Raw genomic sequence first — 23,510 nt, 5'->3', positions numbered from 1 at the left:
GCGCGGTGTCCGCGGCTAGAGCCGCAGGTCCCGAAGGCGCGCCGGAAGGGTGGCGATCGCCGCCTCGTCGGCATTGGCGAAGGCGAAGCGCAAATGGCCGTCCTGCGCCGGGCCGAAATAGCTGCCGGGCAAACCCAGCACGCCGCGCCCGGTGGCGAGCGCCTCGGCGACGCGTTCGGCGCCGGCGCCTTCGAAGGGATGGCGGACATAAGCGAAATAGGCGCCGATCGACGAGATCGCCCAGCCCGGGCAGGCCTGCAGCACCGCCTGGAACGCGCCGATCCGGGCATTGATGGTGGTCCGCGTCTCGGCACGCCAGCCGGCCAGGCCCTCGATCGCCCAGGCGAGCGGCTCTTGCGCCGTTCGCGCCGGGCAGATCTGGAAGCTGTCGAGCACCTTCAGGACCTGGCCGAGCGCCGCAGGCCCCGCGGTGATGGCGCCGACCCGGTGGCCGGGGACCGCATAGGCCTTGGAGAAGGAATAGAGCTGGATCACCGTGTCGCGCCAGGCGGGATCGGTGAACAGGCCATGGGCGCGGTTGGTGCCGCTCGCCAGGAAGTCGCGATAGGTCTCGTCGATGATCAGCGCGATGCCATGCCGGCGCGCCAATGCGGCGAAGGCTGCAATGACGCCCTCCGGATAGATCGCGCCCGTCGGGTTGTTGGGGGTGACCAGGACGATCGCGCGGGTGCGCCCATCGATCAGGGCCTCCGCCACGGCCGGGTCCGGCACGAAGCCATCGGCCGCGTCGCAAGCGAGCGGCCGCGCCTCGATGCCGAGCATGTTCAGCGTCATCTGGTGGTTGAAATACCAGGGCGCGGGCAACAGCACGGCATCGCCTGCCTTGGCCACCGCCAGGACGGCGGCGAGGAAGGCGAGGTTGCAGCCGGCGGTGATCGCGACGTCGCCGGCCTCGATCCTTCCGCCATAGAGGCCGGTCATCTCGGCGGCGTAGCTTGCCCGCAGGGCGTCGTCGCCGAGGATCGGACCATAACGGGCGACATCGGGCCGTCCGGCGGCGGTGGCGAGCCGGTCGAGCAGGGCCTGCGGCGGAGGCGCCCCGGGGGCCGCCTGCGACAGGTCGATCGGCGCGCCAAAAGCACCGTCATAACGGGTCATCCAGGCGCGCGCCGCCGGGATCGGCGGCGTGCCGGTGTCGACGACATCGGGATTCAAAGCGAACAAAGGCTCACCAGGCGCCGGTATTGGGCATGGAGGCCCAGGGTTCGGCCGAAGGCTTGGCCTCGCCCTTCTGCAAGAGCTCGATCGAGATGTTGTCGGGCGAACGGACGAAGGCCATGACGCCGTCGCGCGGCGGGCGGTTGATCACCACCCCGGCCTGCTGCAGCTTGGCGCAGGTAGCGTAGATGTCGTCGACCTCATAGGCGAGATGGCCGAAGCTGCGGCCGCCGGTATAGGTTTCCGGGTCCCAGTTATAGGTCAGCTCGAGCAGCGGCGCGCCGCGGCTGCCGAAGGCCGCAGTCGTGGCCTCGGCGCCCTTCCGGTCGTCCGGGGCCGACAGAAAGACCAGGGTGAAGCGGCCTTTCTCGCTCTCGGTGCGGCGGACCTCAACAAGACCCAGCTTGTTGCAGTAGAAGTCCAGGGACTGGTCGAGATCGGTGACACGGACCATGGTGTGCAGGTAGCGCATGCGACCTCCCTTGAATGCAGAATGAGGGGTGAAGAATGGACGCGGAGTTGAAGACGGCGGCGCGCGATCTGGCAAGCCTTGTCAGGCAATCCAGCCGTGCACTGGCCTTCACCGGCGCGGGGCTTTCGACCGAATGCGGCATCCCGGATTTTCGCTCGCCGGGTGGCCTGTGGACGAAAAACAAACCGATCCCGTTCGAGGCCTTCCTGTCAAGCCGGGCCGCGCGCGCCGAGGCCTGGCGGCGCAAATTCGCCATGGACGAGAGCTTCCAGGCGGCGGTGCCCGGCCGCGGCCACCGGGCCTTGGCCGCCATGGTGCGGGCAGGGCAGCTCGCCGGCATCGTCACCCAGAATATCGACAACCTGCATCAGGATTCGGGCGTGCCCGGCGAGCAGTTGGTGGAACTGCACGGCAATGGCAGCTACGCGACCTGTCTCGCCTGCGCCAGGCGCTACGAATTGTCCTGGGTGCGCGCCAGGTTCGAGGCAGCGGACGGCGAGGCGCCGGACTGCACGGCGTGCGGCGGCCCGGTGAAGTCGGCGACGATTTCCTTCGGCCAGGCCATGCCGGAGGCCGAGATGCGCCGTGCGCTCGCCTGGACCATGGAAGCGGACCTGTTCATCGCGATCGGGTCCTCGCTGGTGGTCTACCCGGCCGCCGGCCTGCCGGCGACCGCCAAGCGCAACGGCGCGCGGCTGGTCATCGTCAACCGCGAGGAGACGCCGCTCGACGACATCGCCGATCTCGTGATCGCGGCCGACATCGGCACTTTGCTGCAATCGGTGATGGAACATCTGCCGATTGCGGGGGTTAACTGAACAATCGCAAGGTGGCATGCACCAAATGTGTTCGTAATCGGAACGCCACGCCATTTTGGGCTTTGCTGCCGCAGGGGCGATGTTATCCTTTTGTTAGAGAATCAGGCGGGGTGGGACCGGGGCCAACGGTTCCAGTAGAGCGGCGGTGAGCGTGATGACGTCGGACGGTTCCGATCCGGACGGCCAGGGCGGCAAGAACAATCTTCACGTGCGGGTCGACGCCCAGACGACCATTGATGAAGTGCCGGCTGATCTTGTCGAAATTTCCGGCACGATCAAATGGTTCGACGTGGCCAAGGGCTACGGCTTCATCGTGCCCGATGGTGGCGGCGCCGACGTGCTGCTGCATGTCACGAGCCTCCGGCGCGACGGTTTCCAGACGGCCTATGAAGGCGCGCGCATCGTGGTCGAGGCGACCGCCCGGCAGCGCGGCCTGCAGACCTTCCGCGTGCTGTCGATGGATGATTCGACGGCCATTCACCCCTCCCAGATGCCGCCGGCGCGCACCCATGTTTCGGTGACGCCGACCAGCGGGCTGGAGCGCGCCGAAGTGAAATGGTTCAACCGGCTGCGCGGCTTCGGCTTCCTGTCGCGCGGACCGGGCACGCCCGACATTTTCGTTCATATGGAAACCCTGCGTCGCTACGGCCTCACGGAATTGCGACCGGGGCAGTGGGTTCTCGTGCGTTATGGTGACGGCTCGAAAGGCCTGATGGCCGCGGAAGTCCGCCCCGATGGGACGCCTTTCCCGGTCTCGCATTGAGCTGAACGGGATAGCCCATGCTGATTGATCGCCGCGCGGTGCTGGCCACCGGGGTGATGATGGCGATCGCGCCGCGTCTTGCCGGGGCGCATGGCAAGCTGAACGAGCTGGTCATCGCCACACGGTCCGGGCAAAGGCATGGGTTCACGCTGGAATTGGCCAATTCGCCGGAGACGCGCGCGCGTGGCCTGATGTTCCGGCGCGAACTGGCGCTTGGCCGCGGCATGCTGTTCGACTTCGGGCCGGCCGAGTCCGATGTCAGCATGTGGATGAAGAACACCTATGTTTCTCTCGACATGGTCTTCATCCGTGCCGACGGCACGATTCGCCACATTGCCGAGAACACCACGCCTCTGTCGGAAGCGACGATTTCCGCGACCGGGCCGGTGAAGGGCGTGCTCGAGGTGGTGGCCGGCACGGCGCATCGCTTCGGCATCGCCGCCGGCGACTTGGTCGAACATCCCTATTTCGGCACGTGAGCGTGGCCGCGCTTGAACGGCGTGGCTTGCCGCGGCCCGGAGGCTCGGCTATTGCGAGGACGTCGGGGCGTAGCGCAGCCTGGTAGCGCGAGAGTTTTGGGTACTCTAGGTCGCTGGTTCGAATCCAGTCGCCCCGACCATTTCCGGCCCACTTGAGGAGGATTTCACGTGGTGGCCCGCATCTACCGACCCGCCAAGACCGCGATGCAGTCCGGCCAGGCCAAGACCAATGACTGGCGGCTCGATTTCGAGCCTGAGACGCCGCGTCTGGTCGAGCCCCTGATGGGCTATACCAGCTCGACCGACATGCGCCAGCAATTGCGCCTCGACTTCGCGACGAAGGAAGAGGCCATCGCCTATGCCGAGAAGAACGGCCTGGCCTACGAGGTCTCTGAGGCGGAAGACCCGAAGCGGCGGATCGCCGCCTATTCCGACAATTTCAAGTTCAACCGCGTCGGCGCCTGGACGCATTGAGCCTGCCAATACCGGCAGGACGCCGCAAGGGCGGTCTTGCCAAGCCGTTTCCGCGGGCCCATAGGGACCGCGCTCGCGCGTCGTTATCCGGTCCCGTAGCTCAGCTGGATAGAGCGACAGCCTTCTAAGCTGTTGGTCGCAGGTTCGAGCCCTGCCGGGATCGCCATCTACCTTCCAGCGTCTATTTGCCCTCGATTTTGCCCCGGGATTTGAGGCTTCGTTCATCCTGGCTATCGAATTGGCCCCCGATTTACTGGACAGCAGGCGGCGTCGCCTAGAATCCGGGAGCGTTTCCGGAGCCTTTCGCCATGTTGCCCAAGGCCTTCTATCTCCTGATGCTGCCGGTCGGCCTGGTGGCGGTCGCCAAGCCTGAGGCCTATTCGGTGTTGCTCGCCAAGGCCCTGCCGTCGCAGCAGCAATCGATGGCCGCGGCGCGCCCGCCGGCATCGCCTCCGAGCAGCGCCGCTGCGGTCAGCCCCAAGCGGCTCATTGCCAGCCGCGACGGCCATTTCCGGGCGCGTGCGCGGGCCGGCGGCCGCGATTTCGATGTGCTTGTCGACACCGGGGCCACCATCGTCGCGCTGACCTGGCAGACCGGACTGGACCTGAACCTGGTGCGGCCGGGCGAGATCATGGACGCCAGGATGCAGACGGCCAATGGCGTGGTTCTCGGCAAGCACGTCAATATCCCGCGTCTCGAGGTGGAGGGGCTGTCGGTCGCTTCGGTGCCGGCGGTGGTGCTGCCGCGGCAGGCGCTGACGACCAATCTGCTCGGCATGAGCTATCTGTCGCGGCTGCGCCGCTTCGAATTCGCCCAGAACGCGCTGATCCTGGAACAGTGACCGCGGCAATCCCGGTTCGGCGGGTTCGCCCGCCGACACCGGGCCCCCGGGCGGGCTCGCGGCGGCTCTCGCGCAAGGTCGGGCGCGGGGCGCCTCGTGGCGTCGATCGGGCGCGGCGCTATTCGGCCGCCAGCATCATCGGGGGCGCGATCCGGGCCAATTCATCGCCGAGCGCGGCGGCGGCTTCCCAGCAGAGGATGGCACAGGCATCCATGTCGCGCGCTTCGCAGTAGTCGGCGCAGGCCGCGCAGGCTTCGGCGCATTGGTGGACGAAATGCGGGGCAGCGCTGCCCCGCAGCGTCAAGATTTGCGCGGCCCGGCGGCAGAGCTCCGAACATTGCAAAAGGATGTGGCCGGTTTCGGACGGGTTCGAGCGAAGGATCTGCTTGATCGCTGCGGTTCGCGTCACGTTGAAGCAGTCGAAGCAGATGCGCGATACATCCGCCGCGCCGGTGTCTCTCGTTCGCATGTCTTGCGCTCGTATGTCTTGCGCTCGTAAGTCTTGGCGTAACATGGTCGCCTCCAGCATTGTGCAGAGCCAACGCGGGGTGCCGATGCCGGGTTCCATCGCGCCAGGCAGCGGGTATGCGGAGCGCTCTCGCGGGGCAGGGCGGGCGCGGGGCCGGGCGACGGCGGGATCACTGCCGCGGGCCGGTCGAAGACAAAGCGGGCCGGGCGCCCCGTTGGCTGGCGATCACTCTTTCGCGGCCGCGGCGGGCGTGGCTTCCTCGACCTTCAAAGGCGTCAGCCAGCGCAAGGTGACGACGGTAAACACCGTGACGACCAGGGCGACGTCATAGGCGCCGAGACCGACGGCGACGCCAATGGCACCGGTGGCCCAGAGGCTCGCGGCGGTCGCCGTGCCCTTCACCGAGTTCTTCAGCTTGAGGATCGCGCCGCCGCCAATGAAGCCGATGCCGGTGATCAGCCCCTCGATCACCTTGGACATGGCGTCGGGCGAGGCGCCGAGCTTGGCTTCGGCGGCCTGGATGAAGCCACAGCAGGCAATGGCGACGAGCGGGAAGGTGCGCAGGCCGGCGCTACGCTCCTCCTTCTCGCGGTCCCAGCCGATCGGCAGGGCCAGGAGATAGGCGGCGGCCAGCGCGGCGAGATGCGGGACCAGATCGAATTGCCCGGACGACAGGATCTTCTCGATCATCGGGCAGCCCCACGCGGAGACGTCCGCCCGGCCAGCTTCCGCGCCATCACTCGGAGACTTCCGAAAGCGCCTCGCGCATGTCCTGCAGCGCGGTCAGCTGCGTCTCGTGGTCCTCGATCTGCTGGGCGAGCGCCTCTTCCGAGGCCTGGCCGGAGACGGCCGAGGACCGGTTGGTCAGGTCGATGATCTCCTGGCGGAGCTTGGCGATGCGGTTGTCGATCTCGAACAGCTGGGCGGATTTGTCGGTCATCGTCGGCCTCCATTGGCCCGATAACAACGACGGTCCCGGCCAAACGGTTCCGCGATCGCCTGGCGGCGGCAGGCGGCTCCAGGCGCACGCGCCCGGATCAGCGCGGCCGGGCGGGCTCCGGTTCGAGGCGGGGCCAGCTCACGCGACGAATTTGACGCCGAGTTCGCCCGCAGCCCGCCGCGTCACCAGGCATTGCCGGGTGGTGTCGTCGACCTTGAGTTGGAACCGGTCGGGGACCTCGGCGGTGTTTTCCAGCACGAGCTTGGCGCCGCCGGCGGAGATATCGCGCACGCTGCATTCCAGCATCTTGCCGGCGCTGCCGACGATCCGGCCGGGCTTGATCACGCGGACGCGTTCGTCGAAGCGCCGCTCTTCCATGCCGACGATCCAGTTGTCGAGATTGCGCCCGACGCTGGCGACACCTTCGGCCGCCGTCTGCATGTTCAGCGAGATGTCGCGGGTCACCGCGCTCTGCTCCTCGATCGACCGGGTCGCCGAGCCGACGAAGCCCTGAACCGAACCGATCGCCGCGGTGATCGAGGCGAGCTTGCCGGCGACCTCGTTGGAGACGCCCTGCATCGCCACGATCTCGTCGGCGATGCGTGTCGTGGCCGATCGCGCCTGGTTCGCCAGGTTCTTCACCTCGGTCGCGACCACCGCGAAGCCGCGGCCGGCCTCGCCGGCGCGCGCCGATTCGATCGTCGCGTTGAGGGCCAGGAGGTTGATCTGCTCGGCCACCTTGGCGATCAGCTGGACCACCCCGTCCATCGACTGGGCGGCCTGCCGCAATTGGGCGGTGGCGCGGTCGGCGGCCTCGGTCTCGGCATGGATCTCGTCGACCGCCGCCTTGGACTGGTTCATGCCTTCGGCAATCTCCGAAATGGCGGCATTCATCTGTTCGGCCGCAGCCGCGACGGCTTCGACATTGCCCAGCGTCTCCTGCGCGGCGGCGACCGCGAGGGAGCGCGACGCCATGTTGGCGGTAATGTCGGTCGCATATTTCACCACCTTCACCGGCCGGCCGTCGAGGCCGAGGATCGGGCTGTAGATCGCCTGGAGCCAGACCATCTGGCCGGACTTGGTGAGCCGCTGGTAGATCGCCGACAGGGCTTCGCCACGGCCGAGCTTCTCCCAGAACGCCGCATAGTCCTTGCCTTGGGCGTAGCCCGGCTCGACGAACATGCGGTGATGGTGGCCACGCACCTCGTCGATCCGATAACCCATGGTCGCGAGGAAGTTGTCATTGGCTTCGAGCACGATGCCGTTGATGTCGAAGGCGATCACCGCCTGGGTCCGCCGGATGGCCGCGATCTGACCTTCGTAGTCGGCGTTGCGCCGCTTCTCCCCAGTCACGTCGACCGCGAACTTGACCACCCTGACCGGTTTGCCGTCGGCGCCGAGGATGGGATTGTAGGTTGCGCGGATCCAGGCTTCGTGGCCGCCCTTGCCGATGCGGCGATATTCGGCGGCCTGGAACTCGCCCCGGCCCAGCGCCGCCCAGAAGGCCCGATAGGCGGGTTGGTCGCGCTCTTCGGGGGCCAGGAAAATGCTGTGATGCTTGCCGACGATCTCGTCGCGGCGATACTTCACGACATCGAGGAAATTGTCGTTCGCGTCGAGGATCGTGCCGTCGAGATCGAAGGAGATGACCGCCTGGGAGCGATGGATCGCGCTGATCTGGCCGGCGTCGTCGAGCGCGCGGAGCTTTTCCGCGGTGATGTTGCTGGCGATCTTGACCACGCGAACCGGCCGTCCCCGCCGGTCGAGCACCGGATTGTAGGTCGCCCGCAACCAGATCGGCCGGCCCGATTTGCCGAGGCGGCGGTACTCCGCCGATTGAAATTCGCCGCGGCGGAGCTTTGCCCAGAAGGCCTCGTAGTCGGGCGACGCCGCGTCCTGCGGATCCATGAAGAGGCGGTGGTGCTTGCCGATCAGCTCCTGGCTGGAATAGCCGACGACCTCCCGGAAATTCTGATTGGCATCGAGAATGGTGCCGTCGAGGGCGAAGGTGATGACGGCAAGGGATTTGTCGACGGCATGCAATTGAGCGTCGGCATGGCTGGAAAGGAGCGAACGGAGCGGCACTGGTTCCATCCTCGTCAGGGGATGGCATCGACATACCGTTGCTTTGGTTAATCGACCCTTGTTATTCCCTAAGGTAATGATGGACCGCGCCAAATTCTTGTGCGGCGCAGCGTGCCACCGACGCGACAAGGAGGGCTTTGGCTCCCGGCTTGTCTGGCGTCAGTGTTCCCGGCGATCGCCGGCGGCGGTCTCGGCTTCGCGGCAGAGCTCGCGAAACCGGCGAACCACCTCTTCGAGCAACTGCGCGCGCGCAAGCGCCGGGTCCCTGGGCTTCTCGGACGGGGAGGTCCGGCTGAACTTGCTTGCCGCGTCGGCACAGCGCAGCCAGACCGCCTGGGCCACCGCCGGCAGGTCGTCGAAGCGACGAAAAGCGTGCGGGGGCTGGTCGGCGAAGCGCGCGACATAGATGGCCCGGGCGAGCGCCTGAGTGTCGGTCATCACTGTTCCCTCGCCAGTTCGCGCGCCGCAGCTTCGATCGCCAGGATCTCCCTCGTTCGACCGTGCCGGGTCAAGCGGTTTCGACGACCAGCCACAGGGGGCGGCGCGGCCGCGGCTCACGCGCTCGCGGTGGCCTGCAGCCTGCGGCGCGTCAGCCAGAGCACCAGGGTGGCGGCCCCGACCATCCAGACCTTGCCGAGCACCATGCCGGGAAGGAGGGCGACCGAGCCGAAGGCGAGCCAGAGGAACAGCGTGCTGTCGATCGCCGTGCCGACCAGGCTGGAGGCGACGACGGCGGTGATCAGCCGCCGCTTGGCAAGCGGGGTATAGACAGCGGTGTCGGCGAGTTCGGAGAACAGGAAGGCCGCGCCGGAGGCCAGCGCCAGCGCCGGCGGCGCGACGAACCAGGACAGCATGGCGCCGGCCACGACGCCGGCGAGCGACCAGCCGAGACCGAGCCAGCGCTGCACGAGGTCGCGCAGGACCAAGGCGAGGCCGACCATCAGCACGCCGCTCGGCGCCATCAGGCCGAAACCGACCGGGATGACGCAGGGGCCGCCGGGCACGCAGGTGGAGCCGACATTGCCGATGAGCCAGTTCGCCAGGGGAATGGTGGCGATGAAGCCGACGAGTGAGGCAATTCCGATCATGCGGGCCGGTTCCGTCTTCGGAAAAAGGATGTTCGGTGCAGCGCTTTACACCGCCGGCCAGGCCGCAGTCATGCCGGAAATGCCGAAGTCGCTGAAACGTGAGGTCTATTGCTGCCCGCTTCTCGCCGCCAGCGAGGATCGCGACTTGCACCAAGCGGCTGGTGGTCGCGAAGCGGGACGGCGTCGGTGACGCGATGCTGGCGGCAGGTTCCTGTCAGCATTCACTCTGCCGCTGCTTTGGGTTACGCGTGCGTCTCATGACCGTTCAGCAAAAGACCCTCGGAACGATGGGGCGGATTTTTCTTGTCGCCCTTGCTTTCTATCTCGGCGGCTATTTGGCGTTTCGCCAGATGCGGGCCGAAACATGGAGCAGGGACAGCCGACCTTATGTCATCTTTCCCGATGGGGCGGGGCGCGTGCTTTATTACCTTTGGCGGCCGCTTTCCTATCTTGATGGCCGAATGACCGGGATGGGGGCGCATATCGGCGTCCATCGCGACTGAGACGCCGCCTCGGGAGCGGACATGTTTCGCCATCTTCGCGCTCAATTAACCTTTCGCTGTTGCCATGCCACCAGTGACAGCAGTGATTCGTGAGAGCACACGCGTGGCCGAGATTATTCCGTTCCGACCCAAGCCCAAGGCCACCGAGGACGACAACGAGCTCGATCTGCTGTCCGCCGTGGACATCGCCATTCGCGATCTGCGCGACCTGTCGCGCCGGCTGCGCGGCAAGGCTTCGCGCCAGCAAGCGGAAGATTGCCGACAGATGCTCGAGCGCGCCTTCAACGCCGCCGTGTGATCTCGGCGGGCGGTTCGCGGGTGGTCGAACTCGCGCCGCACTTGCGTGACATCCCGGCGCGATCGGCGTAGGGAACTGCGCCCGATTTGAGAGTGACCGGCGCCGCCGTCCTGGCAGCCGGTTCTCAGGCGGAGACGCAATGAGCCCGATCGATACGCCGCCACTGACCGCCGAGCCCGCTTCGCGCCCGTCCCTGCGCGGGCGTTGGGAGGTCACGCGCGAAGCCTTCCTGGCCGGCATGCGGCGCCTCGGCCGGCCGGTCCGGCCGAATGCCGCTCCGGCCTTCCGGATCTTCGACAGCTGGGCGGTCTGGGCCTGCGCCGTCCTGGTCGGCGCCGCCGTGGTGCTGGCGGGCATGGCCTATGTCGACCCGGTCATCCAGAATGCCCAGCACGGCATTACCGGCTGGCCGGCGCGCTTCTTCGAAATCGTCACCGATATCGGCAAGTCGGGCTGGCTGCTCTGGCCGACCGGCATCGCCTTGATCGTCATCCTGGTCGTCCTGCCGCCGGTTCACAGCTTCGCCGACCGGGTGGTCCTGGCACTGGCGGCGCGGCTCGCCTTCCTGTTCATCGCGGTCGGCGGCTCGGGCCTGATCATCGCCGTCGTCAAGCGCCTCATCGGCCGTGCCCGGCCCCCTTATTTCGAGCAATTCGGCTCGCTGCATTTCGATCTGACCGCCTGGAAGGCGTCTTATGCGAGCTTTCCCTCCGGCCATTCCCAGACCGCCTTCGCCATTGCGGTCGCCTTTGCCTGCCTGTGGCCGCACTGGCGCAAGCTGCTGCTGACGGTGGCGGCCATCGTGGCGCTCAGCCGGATCGTGGTGGATGCGCATTATTTCACCGACATCGTGGTCGGCTCGGCCTGGGGCGCCTGGTTCACGCTGCAGACCCGCGACTGGTTCGCACGCCGCGGTTTCGTCTTCGCCCCCGGGCCGGAGCGCCGGCCATTCCCGATGCCGCGCCGGCGCGTCGTAGCCGCTCTCGCAACCCTCGGCCGCCGCCTGAAGCCGTGAGCGCGCCGGTCCAGTGGAACGATCTCGCGGCGAGCGCGGATGCGGCCTGGCAGGTGGTCGCCGCCGGCGTCGGCGATATCAGGGCCCCCTGGCACTTGCCAACCATCGCCACCGTCGACCGGCACGGCGCCGCCCGGCTCCGGACGGTGGTGTTGCGCGGCTGCGATCCGGCCATGCGGCGGATCCGCTTCCACACCGACAATCGCTCGGCCAAGGCCGGCGAGCTCGCCGCCGATCCGCGCATCGCCGTCCACGCCTATGACGCCGGCCTGAAGCTTCAGATCCAACTGGCGGGCAGGGCGGAGATCGTCTCGGCCGAGGGAGCGGGGCGGGCCGCATGGGACAGCGCCAGGCTCGGAAGCCGCGCCTGCTACGCGGTCGCGCCCGGCCCAGGCGCGACGATCGCCAGTGGCGGGGCCTATGCGATGCCGGCCGACGAAGCCGGCATCCTGGCGGGATCGGTGCATTTCGCCATGATCGAGGTAACCGTCGACCGGCTGGAATGGCTGCAGTTGCACGAGGCCGGCCACCGGCGCGCCATGTTCGGCTGGACCGGCGCCCGCTGGGACGGGCGCTGGCTGGTGCCTTAGCCGGCCGCCTTCATGCGGGCGAAACCGGCGGCGAGATCGGCCTGCAGATCGGCGACGTCCTCGAGCCCGATCTGGAAACGCAGCGGCGTGCCGCCAGGGTTCCAGGTCGTCGCGGTGCGGTATTGCGAGCAGTCGAAGGGCACCACGAGGCTTTCATAGCCGCCCCAGGAATAGCCCATGCCGAACAGCTCCAGGCCATCCAGGAAGGCGGCCAGGGCCTTTTCGGAAACCGGATGAAGAATCACCGAGAACAGCCCGGAAGCGCCTTTGAAATCGCGCTTCCAGATGGCGTGCCCGGGATGCGACGGGAAGGCTGGGTGCAGCAGCGTCTTGACCTCGGGGCGGGCCTGAAGCCAGGTCGCCATGGCCATGCCCTGGCGGCCGGCCTCGTCGAGCCGGAGCTTCATGGTGCGCAGGCCGCGCAGCGCCAGGAAGCAATCCTCCGGTGACGACAGGATGGCCATGGCGTCGAACGTCTCGCGCAGCGCCGGCCAGCAGCGCTCATTGGCCGTGACCAGGCCCATCAGCACATCCGAATGACCGCCGAGATATTTGGTGCCGGCTTCGATCGCGATGTCGGCGCCGCGCTCGTGCGGCGGGAACAGCAAGGGGGTTGCCCAGGTGTTGTCGACCAGCACGATGGCGCCGCGGGCATGGGCCACCTCGGCGATGGCCGGAATGTCCTGCATTTCGAAGCTCTGCGAGCCGGGCGCTTCCGTGAACACCGCCGTGGTGTTCGGACGCATCAGGTCGGCGATGCCGGCGCCGATCGTCGGATCGTAATAGGTGGTCTCGACGCCGAAACGCTTCAGCACCGTATCGCAATAGTTGCGGGTGGGCCGGTAGACGGAATCGGTGACCAGCAGGTGATCGCCGGCCTTCAGGCACGACTGCAGCGCCACCATGATGGCGGCGAGCCCCGAGGGCACCAGCACCGTGCCGGCGGCACCCGAAAGTTCGGTCCAGGCCTGTTCCAGCGACTGGCTGGTGGGCGTGCCCTTGGTGCCGTAGACGAAGCGCTGGCGGCGCGCCTTGAGCTCGTCATAGGTGGGGTAGAGCACGGTCGAGCCGCGATAGATCGGCGTGTTGACGAAACCGAACTGCTCGGAGGGGTCACGGCCGCCGAGGACGAGCCGCGTCCGCTCGGAGAAACGCTTGGTATCGGATGGGCCTGCCATGATCGCCTCGGGGAAAGCGAGCAAGGCCCGCGGAGGGTGGGAAGGCCCATTTCTCTGACCGCGATGATTGCCGTCAAGCCCTCGGCAAGCCCTTGACCCCCGTTCGGAGATGGCCTGTGATGCAGGAACGCGAGGTCTCCTGCGGTCTGGCCCCGAAATCGGGGCCGTTTCCGCGGGGAAGCGGGCGGCGGGGAGGGGAATGTCACGCCGGCCATTTTGCTCGCAAGCTCAACGACCGACCAATGAAAGAGTGGAAAGGCTGCCACCATGAAACGGATCGTCTCGACCCTCGCGCTTGGCGCGATTCTTGGATTTTCGGCAACCGCCGCGTTTGCTCAGGCGCCGGCGCCGAGCACGACGCTGCGCAATGTGCAGAACAAGGGTTATGTCCAGTGCGGCGTGACCCAGGGCCTGGCCGGCTTCTCGATGCCCGACAGCGCCGGCAACTGGACCGGGCTGGATGTCGACTTCTGCCGCGCGGTCGCCGCGGCCATTTTCAACGATCCGACCAAGGTGCGGTTCTCGCCGCTCTCCGCCAAGGACCGCTTCACCGCGCTGCAATCGGGTGAAATCGACATCCTGGCGCGCAACTCGACCTGGACGCTGCAGCGCGACACCGCGCTCGGCCTGAACTTCACCGGCATCAACTATTATGACGGCCAGGGCTTCATGGTGCGCAAGTCGCTCAACGTGAAGAGCGCGCGCGAATTGTCCGGCGCGTCCGTCTGCGTGCAGACCGGCACCACCACGGAACTGAACGTCGCCGACTATTTCCGCGCCAACAACCTGAAATACGAGCCTGTTGTGTTCGGCACGGCCGATGAAACGGTCAAGGCTTATGACGCCGGCCGGTGCGATGTGTTCACCACCGACGCTTCCGGCCTTTATGCCGAGCGCGTCAAGCTCGCCAAGCCCGATGATCACATCGTGCTGCCCGAAATCATCTCCAAGGAGCCGCTCGGTCCGGTCGTGCGCCATGGCGACGACCAGTGGTTCGACATCGTCAAATGGGTGCTCTACGCCCAGGTGACGGCGGAGGAACTGGGCATCACCAAGGCCAATCTCGACCAGATGCTGCAATCGACCAATCCGGAGATCCGGCGCGTGGTCGGCACCGAGGGCAATTTCGGCGAAGCCCTGGGCCTGACCAAGGACTGGGTCGTGCGCATCGTCCGGCATGTCGGCAATTACGGCGAGGTGTTCGACCGCAATGTCGGCCCGAACACGCGGCTGGGGATTTCGCGCGGCCTGAATGCGCTGTGGAACAAGGGCGGCCTGCAATACGCCCCGCCGATCCGTTAACAGCGCGCGATTACGACTGGACATGACAATCGTCCTGGGTCCACGATCCGGGACGGTTATCCGGTGAAGACAACCGACCCGCGGCGCCCCTGAACCGGGCGCCGGAAGGGTCCCTCACCGGGCCAGAGAAGGGGACGGCGAACATGACGGACGGCACATTGCCGGCTCGCGGGGTCGGTGCGCCCAAAGTGGCGTTCTTCAACAACCCGAAAATCCGCGGCACGATCTTTCAGGCCATCGCGCTCGGCCTGCTGCTGTTCCTGGCCTACAGGGGCATCACCAACGCCGCGACCAACCTGACCAATCAGCGCATCGCCGCCGGCTTCGGCTTCCTCGAGAATACCGCCGGTTTCGGCATTTCGCAGGCGTTGATCCCCTGGGCCGAGGCGATGTCCTATGGCCGGGCTTTCGTGGTCGGCCTGCTGAACACCTTGCTGGTCGCCGGCGTCGGCGTCATCCTGGCGACCTTGCTCGGCTTCGTGGTCGGCGTCGCCCGGCTGTCGCGCAACTGGGTGATCGCCAAGATCGCCTATTGGTATGTCGAGATCATCCGCAACCTGCCGCTGCTGTTCCAGATCCTGTTCTGGTATCTGGCCGTGTTGGCGGCCATGCCGGCGCCGCGCAATTCCCTGTCGATCTTCGGCACGGTCTTCCTCAACCAGCGCGGCATCACCATGCCGAAGCCGCTGTTCGAGCCGGGCGCCGGCTGGATCGGCATCGCGCTGATCATCGGCATCGTGGCCGCCTTCGTGGTCCGCTCCTGGGCGCGTAAGCGCCAGGACGCCACGGGCGAGCAATTCCCCGTCGTGCCGACCATGTGGGGCCTGATTCTCGGCCTGCCGCTGCTGGCCTATCTGGCGACCGGATTGCCGGTCGCCTTCGACCAGCCGGTCCAGGGCCGCTTCAATCTCCAGGGCGGCATGACCATCATCCCGGAATTCGTGGCGCTGCTGGTCGCGCTGGTCGCCTATACCGCGGCCTTCATCGGCGAGATCGTGCGCGCCGGCATCCAGGCGGTGAGCCACGGCCAGACCGAGGCCGGCCGCTCGCTCGGGCTGGCCGAGGGACGGATCCTCAACCTGATCGTCATTCCGCAGGCGCTCAGGGTGATCATTCCTCCGCTGACCAGCCAGTATCTCAACCTTGCCAAGAACTCGTCGCTGGCGGTGGGCATCGGCTATCCCGACATGGTGTCGGTCGGCGGCACGATCCTCAACCAGACCGGCCAGGCGATGGAGATCATCGCCATGTGGATGGGCTGCTACCTGACCATCTCGATCATCACGTCGCTGTTCATGAACTGGTACAACCGGCGCATCGCGCTGGTCGAACGCTGAGGGCCGGCCGATGACCTTGTCGACCACGACCTTCATTCGCTCGGAACTGGCGCAAGCGCTGCCGCCGCCGGCCTCCACCACCGGCGCCGTCGGCTGGCTGCGCACCAACCTGTTCTCGTCGATCCCGCATACGATCCTGACGCTCGTCGGCGGCTATATCGCCTTCCAGCTGCTCTGGATCTTCATCGACTTCACGCTGATCCGCGCCGTCTGGTCGGGCGCCGATCGGGACGCCTGCCTCGACGAGAAGGTCGGGCGCCATGTCGGCGCCTGCTGGCCCTTCGTGCAGGCGAAGTTCGCCCAGTTCATGTATGGCTTCTATCCGGTCGAGGAGCGCTGGCGGGTCAACCTGACCGGCATCGTCGCGCTGATCCTGCTGGTGCCGCTGCTGATCCCGTCGGTCGGCTACAAGGTGCTCAACGCGGTACTGTTCTTCGGCCTGTTCCCGATCCTCGCCTTCGTGCTCCTGCAGGGCGGCTCGCTGATCAATCCCTGGCTCGGCGTGATCGACTGGCTGATGATCCTGGCGGCCATCGGCCTGTTGATCGCCCACGTGCTCAGCCTGAGCGAGGCCGGCATGGACGAGCGCCTGCTGTTCGCCGGCTTCCTGGCGTTTATCGCGGGTGCAACCGCGATCTGGTACAGGCGGCCGGAATGGTTCGAACTGCACCGGCTGGTCGGGCTCGCCGTGCTGATCGGCTGCGGCCTGACCCTGGTCGAAGGCCGGGCCAACCTGCGCCTCCTGCTGTCGAGCGTCGCCGCGCTGGCGATCAGCTTCCTGATGTTCTTCATTCTGCAGCGAGGGACTTTCGACCTCCCGGCCTTGCCCGTGGTCGAGACCCGGCAATGGGGCGGGCTCCTGGTGACGCTGGTCGTGGCCGTCACCGGCATCGTCGCGGCCTTGCCCATCGGGATAGCGCTGGCGCTCGGCCGGCGTTCGAAACTGCCGATCATCCGCTTCCTGTCGGTCGGCCTGATCGAGCTGGTGCGCGGCGTGCCGCTGATCACCGTGCTGTTTTTCGCCACCTATATGCTGCCCTTGTTCCTGGAGCGCTCGCCCGATCCGCTGATGCGCGTGCTGGTCGGCGCCTCGATCTTCTCCGGCGCCTATATGGCCGAAGTCATCCGCGGCGGCCTGCAGGCGATCCCGAAAGGACAGTTCGAGGGCGCCCAGGCGCTCGGGCTGAACTATCCGCGCATGATGGGCCTGATCGTCCTGCCGCAGGCGCTGAAACTGGTCATTCCCGGCATCGTCAATTCGTTCATCGGGCTGTTCAAGGACACCACGCTGGTTTCGATCGTGGCGATCTTCGACCTGCTCGGCGGCATGCGCGCCGGCTTCACCGATCCGCAATGGGCGAGCCCGGTGACGCTCTATACCGGCTTCGCCTTTGCCGGGATCATCTATTTCTCGTTCTGCTATTTCATGTCCCGCTACTCGATCTTCGTCGAGAACCGTCTCAACAAGGGCCGCCGCCGCTAGGCCGCGCCGGTCCCGACAACAAAGTCTCCAGGAGTTCCGCATGGCCAGTCCCGCGCCCATGAAGATGCCGACGACGAGCAATGAAGTGGCCGTCGACCTGACCGGCGTGCACAAGTGGTATGGTGAGTTCCACGTCTTGAAGGACATCAACCTGACGGTCCGGCGCGGCGAGCGCATCGTCATCTGCGGGCCCTCGGGGTCGGGCAAGTCGACGATGATCCGCTGCATCAACCGGCTGGAGGAACATCAGCAGGGCAAGATCGTCGTCGACGGCATCGAGCTGACCAACGACCTCAAGAAGATCGACGAGATCCGTCGCGAGGTCGGCATGGTGTTCCAGCACTTCAACCTGTTCCCGCACCTGACCATCCTGGAGAACTGCACGCTGGCGCCGATCTGGGTGAAGAAAATGCCCAAGAAGGACGCCGAAGAGATCGCGATGCACTATCTCAAGCGCGTGCGCATCCCGGAACAGGCGCTGAAATATCCCGGCCAGCTCTCCGGCGGCCAGCAGCAGCGCGTCGCCATCGCGCGCGCGCTGTGCATGAGCCCGAAGATCATGCTGTTCGACGAGCCGACCTCGGCGCTCGATCCGGAAATGGTCAAGGAAGTGCTCGACACCATGGTGGGCCTGGCCGAAGAGGGCATGACCATGCTCTGCGTCACCCACGAAATGGGCTTTGCCCGCCAGGTCGCCAACCGGGTGATCTTCATGGATTTCGGCCAGATCATCGAGATGAACGAGCCGAACGAGTTCTTCTCGCACCCGCAGCACGAGCGCACCAAGCTGTTCCTCAGCCAGATCCTGCATTGAGGCGAGTGGCGAATAGCGAATAGGGAGTGGGGAAGGGCGGTCCGGCGAATTGGGCAGGTGATTGGCCTTGTCCCGCCAGCGAGCGAGCGCAGTCGCAACGAACCCTCTCCCATAGGGAGAGGGTGGCGCCGTCAGGCGCCGGGTGAGGGGCGTAAGCTCCGGGATTGCTGGCGGCGGGTGAGGTCCGCTCAGTGGCCGCGCGTCTGGTGTTCTGGCCGGTTCTGAGAGGGACGACCCCTCACCCGGCAGCTGACGTCAGGCAGAAGCAATTGCTTCTGCCGATGCCACCCTCTCCCTCTGGGAGAGGGTTGATTGACGCGCTCGCCGCTTCGGCCCCACTCGCCATTCGCCACTCACTATTCGCCCGTCTTCGCCGGCCCGGTCACGACCGGACAATCGTCGCGGCCGCCCCATTCGGCCCATGAGCCGTCATAGAGCCCGGCGGGCTGGCGGCCGACGGCATCCATGGCGAGCCAGAGGATGGCCGCCGAGACGCCCGAGCCGCAGCTGGTGATGACCGGCTTGTCGAGATCGACGCCGCCGGCTTCGAAGGCGGCCCTGATGGTTTCGGGCGAGGCGAGGCGGCCGTCCTTGACCACGGCGCCGAAGGGCACGTTGAGCGCGCCGGGCATATGACCGGATTTCAGGCCGGCGCGCGGCTCGGGCGTCTCGCCGCGGAAACGGTCGGCCGGGCGGGCATCGACCACCTGGACGCGGCCGGAGGCCAGCGCCTTCTTGATGTCGCCGAGATCGGCGACCGCGCCATGGTTGCGCCGGGCGGTGAAATGGCGCGGCGCACGCGCCCTGGCCGGTCCGGTCTCGACCGGGCGACCCTCGGCGAGCCATTTCGGCAAGCCGCCGTCCAGAATGAACACCCGCTCGATGCCGAAGGTGCGGAACATCCACCAGACCCTTGGCGCCGAGAACAGGCCGGCGCCGTCATAGATCAGCACCGACTGGCCGTCGCCGATGCCGAGCTTGCGCAGGGCCGCCGAGAAGGCCGCGGTCGGCGGCATCATGTGCGGCAGGTCGGAGTCCATGTCCTTGACGGTGTCGATATCGAAGCGCTGGGCACCGGGGATGTGGCCGCCGGCGAATTCCGCCTCGGCGTCGCGCTTCATCGTCGACAGGTAATAGGACCCGTCGATGATGACGAGGTCGGGCGCGTTGAGGCGCTCGGCGAGCCAGTCGGTCGAACGCAGCCAGGGCGAGGAAAGGGCGGTCATGCTGGGTTACTCCTTCAAGCGAACACGACGCGCACGCGCCGGTTCTGCTTGCCTTTTTTCTCGATTGCCGAAACGACCATGGGGCCGATTTCGCTTGTGCGCCGGACATGGGTGCCGCCGCAAGGCTGCAGGTCGAGGCCGGCAATGTCGACCAGGCGAACCTTGCCCGAGCCCATCGGCGGCTTCACCGACATGGTCTTGACCAGGCCCGGATTGGCCTCGAGCTCGGCATCGGTGATCCAGCGCTCGGTGACCGCCGCATCCTTGCCGATCAGCGCGTTCAATTTGGCCGTGATGTCGTCGCGGTCGAGGCCGGCCTCGGGAATGTCGAAATCGAGCCGGCCTTCGTCGGTGCCGACCGAGCCGCCGGTGACCGGATAGGGCAGCACCACCGACAGGAGATGCAGGCCGGTATGCATGCGCATGCGCCGGTGGCGAACCGCCCAATCGATCCGGGCGGTCACCGTGTCGCCGAGGGCGGGAGCCGCGGCGCCGGGCGCCAGGACATGGACAATGTCCTGCTTGGTTTCGCCATACACGGCGGTGACGACGGGCACCTCCTGGCCGGCCACCAGCAGAACGCCGGTATCGCCCGGCTGGCCGCCGCCGGTCGGATAGAACACGGTGCGATCGAGGGCGACGCCGATCGCGCCGTCTTTTTCGGTCAGGCCGGTCACCACCGCCTCGGCCTCGGTGCGATAGGCGTCGTCGCGAAACAGGAATTCAGTGGGCATCAGGGCACCGGAACCAGGTCGACCAGGGGAAGAGCCTTGCGCTCCAGCCATTCCGGCACCGCCAGCCCCTTCGACCGGAGGAAGGCCGGACTGTAGATCTTCGAGGCGTAGCGGAAGCCGTAATCGGCGAGAATGGTCACGATGGTATGGCCGGGTCCCAGATGGCGGGCGAGCCGGATCGCGCCGGCGACATTGACCCCGGTCGACGGCCCGACGCAGAGGCCCTCGTGGTCGAGCAAGTCGAACATGACGGGGATCGCCTCCTCGTCGGGGATCTGAAAGGCGATATCGACAGGCGCACCCTCGATATTCCGGGTCACCCGGCCCTGGCCGATGCCTTCGGTGATCGACGAGCCGGAGGATTTCAGTTCGCCATGGGTGAACCAGGAATACATCGCGGCGCCCATCGGGTCGGCGCAGCCGATGGTGACCTTGGCATCGAAGCCCTTGAGCGCCATGGCGATGCCGGCCAGCGTGCCGCCGGAGCCGATCGAACAGATGAAGCCGTCGATCCGGCCGGCGGTGTCGCGCCAGATCTCCGGGCCGGTGGTCTCGACATGGGCCTGCCGGTTGGCGACATTGTCGAACTGGTTGGCCCAGAACGCGCCGTTCGGGTTTTCCCGCGCCAGCCGCTCGGCGACCCGGCCGGAAACCTTCACGTAATTGTTCGGATTGGCATAAGGCACGGCCGGCACCTCGATCAGGCTGGCCCCGAGCTGCCTGAGCGCGTCCTTCTTCTCCTGCGACTGCGTTTCCGGAATCACGATGACGCAGCCGAGCCCGAGCGCGCGTCCGACCATGGCAAGCCCGATCCCGGTATTGCCGGCGGTGCCCTCGACGATCGTGCCGCCCGGCCGCACCAGCCCGCGGTCCATGGCATCCTTGATCAGGAACAGCGCGGCCCGGTCCTTGACCGACTGGCCGGGGTTCAGGAACTCCGCCTTGCCGAGAATGGTGCAGCCGGTGGCCGCGCTCGCGCGGTTGAGCTTGATCAGGGGCGTATTGCCGATGGCTTCGACAAGGGAGGCATGGATGGGCATGGCTGATATCCTGGGGATCGCTGGACGCTATCCGAGGCCCGGTCGCACCTCAACCCTGCCGGCCGGGTTATGTCCAAAGCGGTCAATGGCGGGTGTTGGCTGGCGTTTCGGGCCTTTTCAGCGTATGAGCACCGACCGTGGCCGGGGATGAAGAGCGCGCCTGTCGCGACTCGGCGATGGCGACGCACGGGATTTCGTGCAGGCGGTCGGATCGACATCGCCTGACGCCTCACGACGGGACGTGGTGCAAAATGACGCAGGCTGCCTGTGCATTTTCGACTGATCCGTGGCGTGTCCGATCTCGTAGCTCTGCCCATGGAACAAGGCGACGCGCATGCCCGATGGCAAGCGTGACGGCTGATCCGTAAGGAATTTGCCTTGATGATGCATTTCTTCGACGCCGAGGGTCGGCCGATCGACACGCTGCTTGCCGGTTATGTGGCGGGTACGCTGTCCCGCCCGCTCCACGTGCTGGTCGCGGCTCATCTGACGCTCGTGCCGCAAAGCAGGAGCTATGTCGACGCGCTGGAAATCCTCAAGGGCGACGCGCTGGAAGAGGCGGTGCCGGTGCCGGTCCGCGACCGGGACGCCAAGCTCGACGCGATCTTTGGGCGGCAGCCCGGCGAGGCGGCCGCGGATCTACCGCCCCAGGAGCCGGCCGACGACCTGCTGCCGGGCCCGCTGCGCGCCTTTGTCGGACGGCCCGGGCACGCGATACCCTGGAAGACCAAGCTCCCCGGCATCAAGGATCATGCCGTCGGCCCGAACCAGCGGGGCATGGCGCATCTGATCATGGTCAAGCCCGGCGGCACGATCCCCGGCCACACCCACGAGGGAACCGAAGTCACGCTGGTGCTGCGCGGCAGCTTCAGCGATGCCTCCGGCCTCTACCGGCGCGGCGATATCTGTTTCGCCGACGAGACGGTCGATCATCATCCGGTTGCCGACGCGGTCGAGGGCTGCGTCTGCTTCATCGTTTCCGACGCCCCCTTTCGCCTGACCGGCCGGTTCGGCCGGATCATCGAGCGGCTGTTCCGGCGCTGATGGCGGCCGGTTCCTCCGGCCTCCGGCTTCGAGCCGTCACGTCCTCGCATAGACGAGCTGGCGGACGTCGATGGTGCCGGCGCGAAAGCCGGCCTCGCAATAGGCGAGATAATAGGTCCACAACCGCTTGAAGCGCTCGTCGAAGCCGAGATGGGTGAGGTCCGGCCAGGTCGCGGTGAACTTGTCCGCCCATTCGCGCAATGTCCGCGCATAGTCGATGCCGAAAGCCCGCTCCTGCTGGAGATCCAGGCAGGCGTCACGCGGCAGCTCGCGCAGATGGGTGGCGGTCGGCAGCATGCCGCCGGGAAACACATAGGCCCTGATGAAGTCGATTTCGCGCAGGTAGTTCTGCCAGAGGCTCTCGGCCACGGTGATCACCTGCAGCCCGGCGCGGCCGCCGCTGTTCAGGCAGTCGCGCACCTTGGCGAAGAACGTGTTCCAATATTCGCGACCGACGGCCTCGAACATCTCGATCGAGGCGATGGCGTCGAACGAGCCGGTCTCGTCGCGATAGTCCTGCAGCTTGATGGTGACCCGGTCGGCAAGCCCGGCCTCCTGCATGCGCCGGGTGGCATAGGCGAATTGTTCCTCCGACAGGGTCAGGCCGGTGACACGCACGCCATATTCGGTGGCGGCGAGCTCGGCGAAGCCGCCCCAGCCACAGCCGATCTCCAGCACGTGGTCGCCGGGCTTCAGCTTGAGGGCATCGGCCAGCAAGCGGTATTTGGCCCGCTGGGCTTCCGGCAGGCTCGCGGCGCCGGCGCCGAAATAGGCCGAGGAATAGGTCATCGAGGGGTCGAGCCAGGCCCGGTAGAAGGTATTGCCCAGGTCGTAATGGGCCATGATGTTGCGCCGCGCCTGCGACTTGGTGTTGCGGTTGCGCCAGTGCCGGAAATGCTGCAGCAGGCGCGCCAGCGGGTTGTGCCGGGGCATATGGGCGACGGCGTCGATATTGACGCAGAAGATATAGAGCAGGCCCGCCGGATCGGGGCTGTCCCATTCGCCGCGAATGAAGGCCTCGGCGAAGCCGAGATCGCCGTCCAGCATCAGGCGCCGGGCGAAGCGATAGTCATGCACGATCATTTCGGCGCTCGGGCCGTCCTCGGTGCCCCGAAACAAGAGCCGCCGGCCATCGGGCAGGACCATGGTCAAGGTGCCCTGGCGGATCTTGAGCGGATAGCCGAGGGCGAAGCGGACGGCTGCCGGAAGCCCTTCGGTGGCCCGGCGCAAACTGTCGCGCGTGACTTCGATGGTCTGGCTCAGATCGGCGGGATAGCTGTCGATAGTCATAGGCCTGCTCGCTGCATGGCGGTGTCACAAGACGAACCGATCACGCC

Annotated in this window: 27 protein-coding genes and 2 tRNA genes; 16 read left to right on the top strand and 13 right to left on the bottom strand. The window is 66.7% G+C overall.

Annotated elements, in window-relative coordinates:
* Positions 1-15 precede the first annotated feature (15 nt).
* Together AC07WJ_RS31105 and AC07WJ_RS31100 are read right to left on the bottom strand one after the other, a co-directional pair.
* A complete protein-coding gene (locus AC07WJ_RS31105; RefSeq protein ID WP_494938598.1) occupies positions 16-1,185 on the bottom strand; it encodes an aminotransferase in 1,170 nt (389 codons plus the stop codon).
* Between the two features lie 4 nt (positions 1,186-1,189).
* Positions 1,190-1,651, bottom strand: coding sequence for a VOC family protein (locus tag AC07WJ_RS31100; RefSeq protein ID WP_494938597.1), 462 nt, complete (start codon positions 1,649-1,651; stop codon positions 1,190-1,192).
* 35 nt (positions 1,652-1,686) lie between these two features.
* On the opposite strand from AC07WJ_RS31100, the gene AC07WJ_RS31095 reads away from it, so the two are divergent.
* The 7 genes from AC07WJ_RS31095 (at position 1,687) to AC07WJ_RS31065 (ending at position 5,027) form a co-directional block, all read left to right on the top strand.
* The gene (locus AC07WJ_RS31095) at positions 1,687-2,469 is read left to right on the top strand and encodes an SIR2 family NAD-dependent protein deacylase (RefSeq protein WP_494938596.1); all 783 of its coding nucleotides are present in this window, start codon (positions 1,687-1,689) and stop codon (positions 2,467-2,469) included.
* A gap of 154 nt (positions 2,470-2,623) precedes the next feature.
* Positions 2,624-3,232, top strand: coding sequence for a cold-shock protein (locus AC07WJ_RS31090; RefSeq protein WP_494938595.1), 609 nt, complete (start codon positions 2,624-2,626; stop codon positions 3,230-3,232).
* A 17-nt stretch (positions 3,233-3,249) separates the two neighbouring features.
* A complete protein-coding gene (locus AC07WJ_RS31085) occupies positions 3,250-3,711 on the top strand; it encodes a DUF192 domain-containing protein (protein ID WP_494938594.1) in 462 nt (153 codons plus the stop codon).
* 63 nt (positions 3,712-3,774) lie between these two features.
* Positions 3,775-3,851 (top strand) — tRNA-Pro (locus tag AC07WJ_RS31080).
* A 28-nt stretch (positions 3,852-3,879) separates the two neighbouring features.
* Complete coding sequence (locus AC07WJ_RS31075; protein WP_494938593.1) at positions 3,880-4,185, top strand: ETC complex I subunit; 306 nt, start codon at positions 3,880-3,882, stop codon at positions 4,183-4,185.
* An 89-nt stretch (positions 4,186-4,274) separates the two neighbouring features.
* Positions 4,275-4,351 (top strand) — tRNA-Arg (locus AC07WJ_RS31070).
* A gap of 142 nt (positions 4,352-4,493) precedes the next feature.
* Entirely contained in the window at positions 4,494-5,027 is a 534-nt protein-coding gene (locus AC07WJ_RS31065) for a retropepsin-like aspartic protease family protein (RefSeq protein WP_494938592.1), read from the top strand.
* Positions 5,028-5,145: 118 nt separating this feature from the next.
* Here the strand turns inward: AC07WJ_RS31065 and AC07WJ_RS31060 are convergent, their stop codons facing one another.
* From AC07WJ_RS31060 to AC07WJ_RS31035, 6 genes are all read right to left on the bottom strand, one after another.
* Entirely contained in the window at positions 5,146-5,541 is a 396-nt protein-coding gene (locus AC07WJ_RS31060) for a four-helix bundle copper-binding protein (protein ID WP_494938591.1), read from the bottom strand.
* A 180-nt stretch (positions 5,542-5,721) separates the two neighbouring features.
* Positions 5,722-6,186, bottom strand: coding sequence for an MgtC/SapB family protein (locus AC07WJ_RS31055; RefSeq protein ID WP_494938590.1), 465 nt, complete (start codon positions 6,184-6,186; stop codon positions 5,722-5,724).
* Positions 6,187-6,232: 46 nt separating this feature from the next.
* Complete coding sequence (locus tag AC07WJ_RS31050) at positions 6,233-6,436, bottom strand: hypothetical protein (RefSeq protein ID WP_494938589.1); 204 nt, start codon at positions 6,434-6,436, stop codon at positions 6,233-6,235.
* Between the two features lie 138 nt (positions 6,437-6,574).
* Entirely contained in the window at positions 6,575-8,614 is a 2,040-nt protein-coding gene (locus tag AC07WJ_RS31045) for a PAS domain-containing protein (protein WP_494938588.1), read from the bottom strand.
* 66 nt (positions 8,615-8,680) lie between these two features.
* A complete protein-coding gene (locus AC07WJ_RS31040) occupies positions 8,681-8,959 on the bottom strand; it encodes a hypothetical protein (RefSeq protein WP_494938587.1) in 279 nt (92 codons plus the stop codon).
* A 116-nt stretch (positions 8,960-9,075) separates the two neighbouring features.
* Positions 9,076-9,609, bottom strand: a complete 534-nt coding sequence (locus AC07WJ_RS31035) for a VUT family protein (protein WP_494938586.1) — start codon at positions 9,607-9,609, stop codon at positions 9,076-9,078.
* A 257-nt stretch (positions 9,610-9,866) separates the two neighbouring features.
* Here AC07WJ_RS31035 and AC07WJ_RS31030 point away from each other — a divergent pair, with 257 nt between their 5' ends.
* The 4 genes from AC07WJ_RS31030 (at position 9,867) to AC07WJ_RS31015 (ending at position 12,015) form a co-directional block, all read left to right on the top strand.
* Positions 9,867-10,112, top strand: coding sequence for a hypothetical protein (locus AC07WJ_RS31030; protein ID WP_494938585.1), 246 nt, complete (start codon positions 9,867-9,869; stop codon positions 10,110-10,112).
* A gap of 103 nt (positions 10,113-10,215) precedes the next feature.
* The gene (locus AC07WJ_RS31025; RefSeq protein ID WP_494938584.1) at positions 10,216-10,410 is read left to right on the top strand and encodes a hypothetical protein; all 195 of its coding nucleotides are present in this window, start codon (positions 10,216-10,218) and stop codon (positions 10,408-10,410) included.
* Positions 10,411-10,549: 139 nt separating this feature from the next.
* Complete coding sequence (locus AC07WJ_RS31020; protein WP_494938583.1) at positions 10,550-11,425, top strand: phosphatase PAP2 family protein; 876 nt, start codon at positions 10,550-10,552, stop codon at positions 11,423-11,425.
* Positions 11,422-12,015 (top strand): pyridoxamine 5'-phosphate oxidase family protein, encoded by a 594-nt coding sequence (locus tag AC07WJ_RS31015; RefSeq protein WP_494938582.1) that lies wholly within the window; start codon positions 11,422-11,424, stop codon positions 12,013-12,015. Before AC07WJ_RS31020 ends, AC07WJ_RS31015 begins: the two co-directional genes overlap by 4 nt.
* Here AC07WJ_RS31015 and metC read toward each other — a convergent pair.
* Positions 12,012-13,193, bottom strand: a complete 1,182-nt coding sequence (gene metC, locus AC07WJ_RS31010) for a cystathionine beta-lyase (protein ID WP_494938581.1) — start codon at positions 13,191-13,193, stop codon at positions 12,012-12,014. The two genes, AC07WJ_RS31015 and metC, sit on opposite strands and share 4 nt — an antisense overlap.
* Positions 13,194-13,460: 267 nt before the next feature.
* Between metC and AC07WJ_RS31005 the strand changes: the two genes are divergently transcribed.
* The 4 genes from AC07WJ_RS31005 to AC07WJ_RS30990 all read left to right on the top strand — a co-directional run bounded on the left by AC07WJ_RS31005 (position 13,461) and on the right by AC07WJ_RS30990 (position 18,129).
* Positions 13,461-14,495, top strand: a complete 1,035-nt coding sequence (locus AC07WJ_RS31005; RefSeq protein WP_494938580.1) for an amino acid ABC transporter substrate-binding protein — start codon at positions 13,461-13,463, stop codon at positions 14,493-14,495.
* Positions 14,496-14,638: 143 nt separating this feature from the next.
* The gene (locus AC07WJ_RS31000) at positions 14,639-15,832 is read left to right on the top strand and encodes an amino acid ABC transporter permease (RefSeq protein WP_494938579.1); all 1,194 of its coding nucleotides are present in this window, start codon (positions 14,639-14,641) and stop codon (positions 15,830-15,832) included.
* Between the two features lie 10 nt (positions 15,833-15,842).
* The gene (locus tag AC07WJ_RS30995) at positions 15,843-17,315 is read left to right on the top strand and encodes an amino acid ABC transporter permease (protein ID WP_494938578.1); all 1,473 of its coding nucleotides are present in this window, start codon (positions 15,843-15,845) and stop codon (positions 17,313-17,315) included.
* A 40-nt stretch (positions 17,316-17,355) separates the two neighbouring features.
* Positions 17,356-18,129: an amino acid ABC transporter ATP-binding protein gene (locus tag AC07WJ_RS30990; RefSeq protein ID WP_494938577.1), complete on the top strand. Its 774-nt coding sequence runs from the start codon at positions 17,356-17,358 to the stop codon at positions 18,127-18,129.
* 356 nt (positions 18,130-18,485) lie between these two features.
* Here the strand turns inward: AC07WJ_RS30990 and sseA are convergent, their stop codons facing one another.
* Genes sseA through AC07WJ_RS30975 form a run of 3 tightly spaced genes read right to left on the bottom strand, consistent with a single transcriptional unit; the run spans position 18,486 to position 21,129 of the window.
* Positions 18,486-19,355 (bottom strand): 3-mercaptopyruvate sulfurtransferase, encoded by an 870-nt coding sequence (gene sseA, locus AC07WJ_RS30985; RefSeq protein ID WP_494938576.1) that lies wholly within the window; start codon positions 19,353-19,355, stop codon positions 18,486-18,488.
* A gap of 14 nt (positions 19,356-19,369) precedes the next feature.
* Positions 19,370-20,089 (bottom strand): alanyl-tRNA editing protein, encoded by a 720-nt coding sequence (locus tag AC07WJ_RS30980; RefSeq protein ID WP_494938575.1) that lies wholly within the window; start codon positions 20,087-20,089, stop codon positions 19,370-19,372.
* Complete coding sequence (locus tag AC07WJ_RS30975; RefSeq protein ID WP_494938574.1) at positions 20,089-21,129, bottom strand: cysteine synthase A; 1,041 nt, start codon at positions 21,127-21,129, stop codon at positions 20,089-20,091. Before AC07WJ_RS30975 ends, AC07WJ_RS30980 begins: the two co-directional genes overlap by 1 nt.
* A gap of 381 nt (positions 21,130-21,510) precedes the next feature.
* On the opposite strand from AC07WJ_RS30975, the gene AC07WJ_RS30970 reads away from it, so the two are divergent.
* Positions 21,511-22,173 (top strand): ChrR family anti-sigma-E factor, encoded by a 663-nt coding sequence (locus AC07WJ_RS30970; protein WP_494938733.1) that lies wholly within the window; start codon positions 21,511-21,513, stop codon positions 22,171-22,173.
* A gap of 36 nt (positions 22,174-22,209) precedes the next feature.
* On the opposite strand, the gene AC07WJ_RS30965 is transcribed toward AC07WJ_RS30970, so the two are convergent.
* Positions 22,210-23,463, bottom strand: a complete 1,254-nt coding sequence (locus tag AC07WJ_RS30965) for a class I SAM-dependent methyltransferase (protein ID WP_494938573.1) — start codon at positions 23,461-23,463, stop codon at positions 22,210-22,212.
* Between the last annotated feature and the right edge of the window lie 47 nt (positions 23,464-23,510).

The organism is Phreatobacter sp. GW821-FHT04C01 (genome assembly GCF_059420385.1).
This window is presented reverse-complemented; position numbering and strand designations above follow the sequence as displayed.

What these genes read in the sequence shown, in the direction of transcription:
- AC07WJ_RS31100 (WP_494938597.1), bottom strand. Translation starts at nt 1,651, where the DNA reads ATGCGCTACCTGCACACCATGGTCCGTGTCACCGATCTCGACCAGTCC.
- AC07WJ_RS31095 (WP_494938596.1), top strand. Translation starts at nt 1,687, where the DNA reads ATGGACGCGGAGTTGAAGACGGCGGCGCGCGATCTGGCAAGCCTTGTC.
- AC07WJ_RS31090 (WP_494938595.1), top strand. Translation starts at nt 2,624, where the DNA reads ATGACGTCGGACGGTTCCGATCCGGACGGCCAGGGCGGCAAGAACAAT.
- AC07WJ_RS31085 (WP_494938594.1), top strand. Translation starts at nt 3,250, where the DNA reads ATGCTGATTGATCGCCGCGCGGTGCTGGCCACCGGGGTGATGATGGCG.
- AC07WJ_RS31065 (WP_494938592.1), top strand. Translation starts at nt 4,494, where the DNA reads ATGTTGCCCAAGGCCTTCTATCTCCTGATGCTGCCGGTCGGCCTGGTG.
- AC07WJ_RS31060 (WP_494938591.1), bottom strand. Translation starts at nt 5,541, where the DNA reads ATGTTACGCCAAGACTTACGAGCGCAAGACATACGAGCGCAAGACATG.
- AC07WJ_RS31055 (WP_494938590.1), bottom strand. Translation starts at nt 6,186, where the DNA reads ATGATCGAGAAGATCCTGTCGTCCGGGCAATTCGATCTGGTCCCGCAT.
- AC07WJ_RS31050 (WP_494938589.1), bottom strand. Translation starts at nt 6,436, where the DNA reads ATGACCGACAAATCCGCCCAGCTGTTCGAGATCGACAACCGCATCGCC.
- AC07WJ_RS31040 (WP_494938587.1), bottom strand. Translation starts at nt 8,959, where the DNA reads ATGACCGACACTCAGGCGCTCGCCCGGGCCATCTATGTCGCGCGCTTC.
- AC07WJ_RS31035 (WP_494938586.1), bottom strand. Translation starts at nt 9,609, where the DNA reads ATGATCGGAATTGCCTCACTCGTCGGCTTCATCGCCACCATTCCCCTG.
- AC07WJ_RS31030 (WP_494938585.1), top strand. Translation starts at nt 9,867, where the DNA reads ATGACCGTTCAGCAAAAGACCCTCGGAACGATGGGGCGGATTTTTCTT.
- AC07WJ_RS31020 (WP_494938583.1), top strand. Translation starts at nt 10,550, where the DNA reads ATGAGCCCGATCGATACGCCGCCACTGACCGCCGAGCCCGCTTCGCGC.
- metC (WP_494938581.1), bottom strand. Translation starts at nt 13,193, where the DNA reads ATGGCAGGCCCATCCGATACCAAGCGTTTCTCCGAGCGGACGCGGCTC.
- AC07WJ_RS31005 (WP_494938580.1), top strand. Translation starts at nt 13,461, where the DNA reads ATGAAACGGATCGTCTCGACCCTCGCGCTTGGCGCGATTCTTGGATTT.
- AC07WJ_RS31000 (WP_494938579.1), top strand. Translation starts at nt 14,639, where the DNA reads ATGACGGACGGCACATTGCCGGCTCGCGGGGTCGGTGCGCCCAAAGTG.
- AC07WJ_RS30995 (WP_494938578.1), top strand. Translation starts at nt 15,843, where the DNA reads ATGACCTTGTCGACCACGACCTTCATTCGCTCGGAACTGGCGCAAGCG.
- AC07WJ_RS30990 (WP_494938577.1), top strand. Translation starts at nt 17,356, where the DNA reads ATGGCCAGTCCCGCGCCCATGAAGATGCCGACGACGAGCAATGAAGTG.
- sseA (WP_494938576.1), bottom strand. Translation starts at nt 19,355, where the DNA reads ATGACCGCCCTTTCCTCGCCCTGGCTGCGTTCGACCGACTGGCTCGCC.
- AC07WJ_RS30980 (WP_494938575.1), bottom strand. Translation starts at nt 20,089, where the DNA reads ATGCCCACTGAATTCCTGTTTCGCGACGACGCCTATCGCACCGAGGCC.
- AC07WJ_RS30975 (WP_494938574.1), bottom strand. Translation starts at nt 21,129, where the DNA reads ATGCCCATCCATGCCTCCCTTGTCGAAGCCATCGGCAATACGCCCCTG.
- AC07WJ_RS30970 (WP_494938733.1), top strand. Translation starts at nt 21,511, where the DNA reads ATGATGCATTTCTTCGACGCCGAGGGTCGGCCGATCGACACGCTGCTT.
- AC07WJ_RS30965 (WP_494938573.1), bottom strand. Translation starts at nt 23,463, where the DNA reads ATGACTATCGACAGCTATCCCGCCGATCTGAGCCAGACCATCGAAGTC.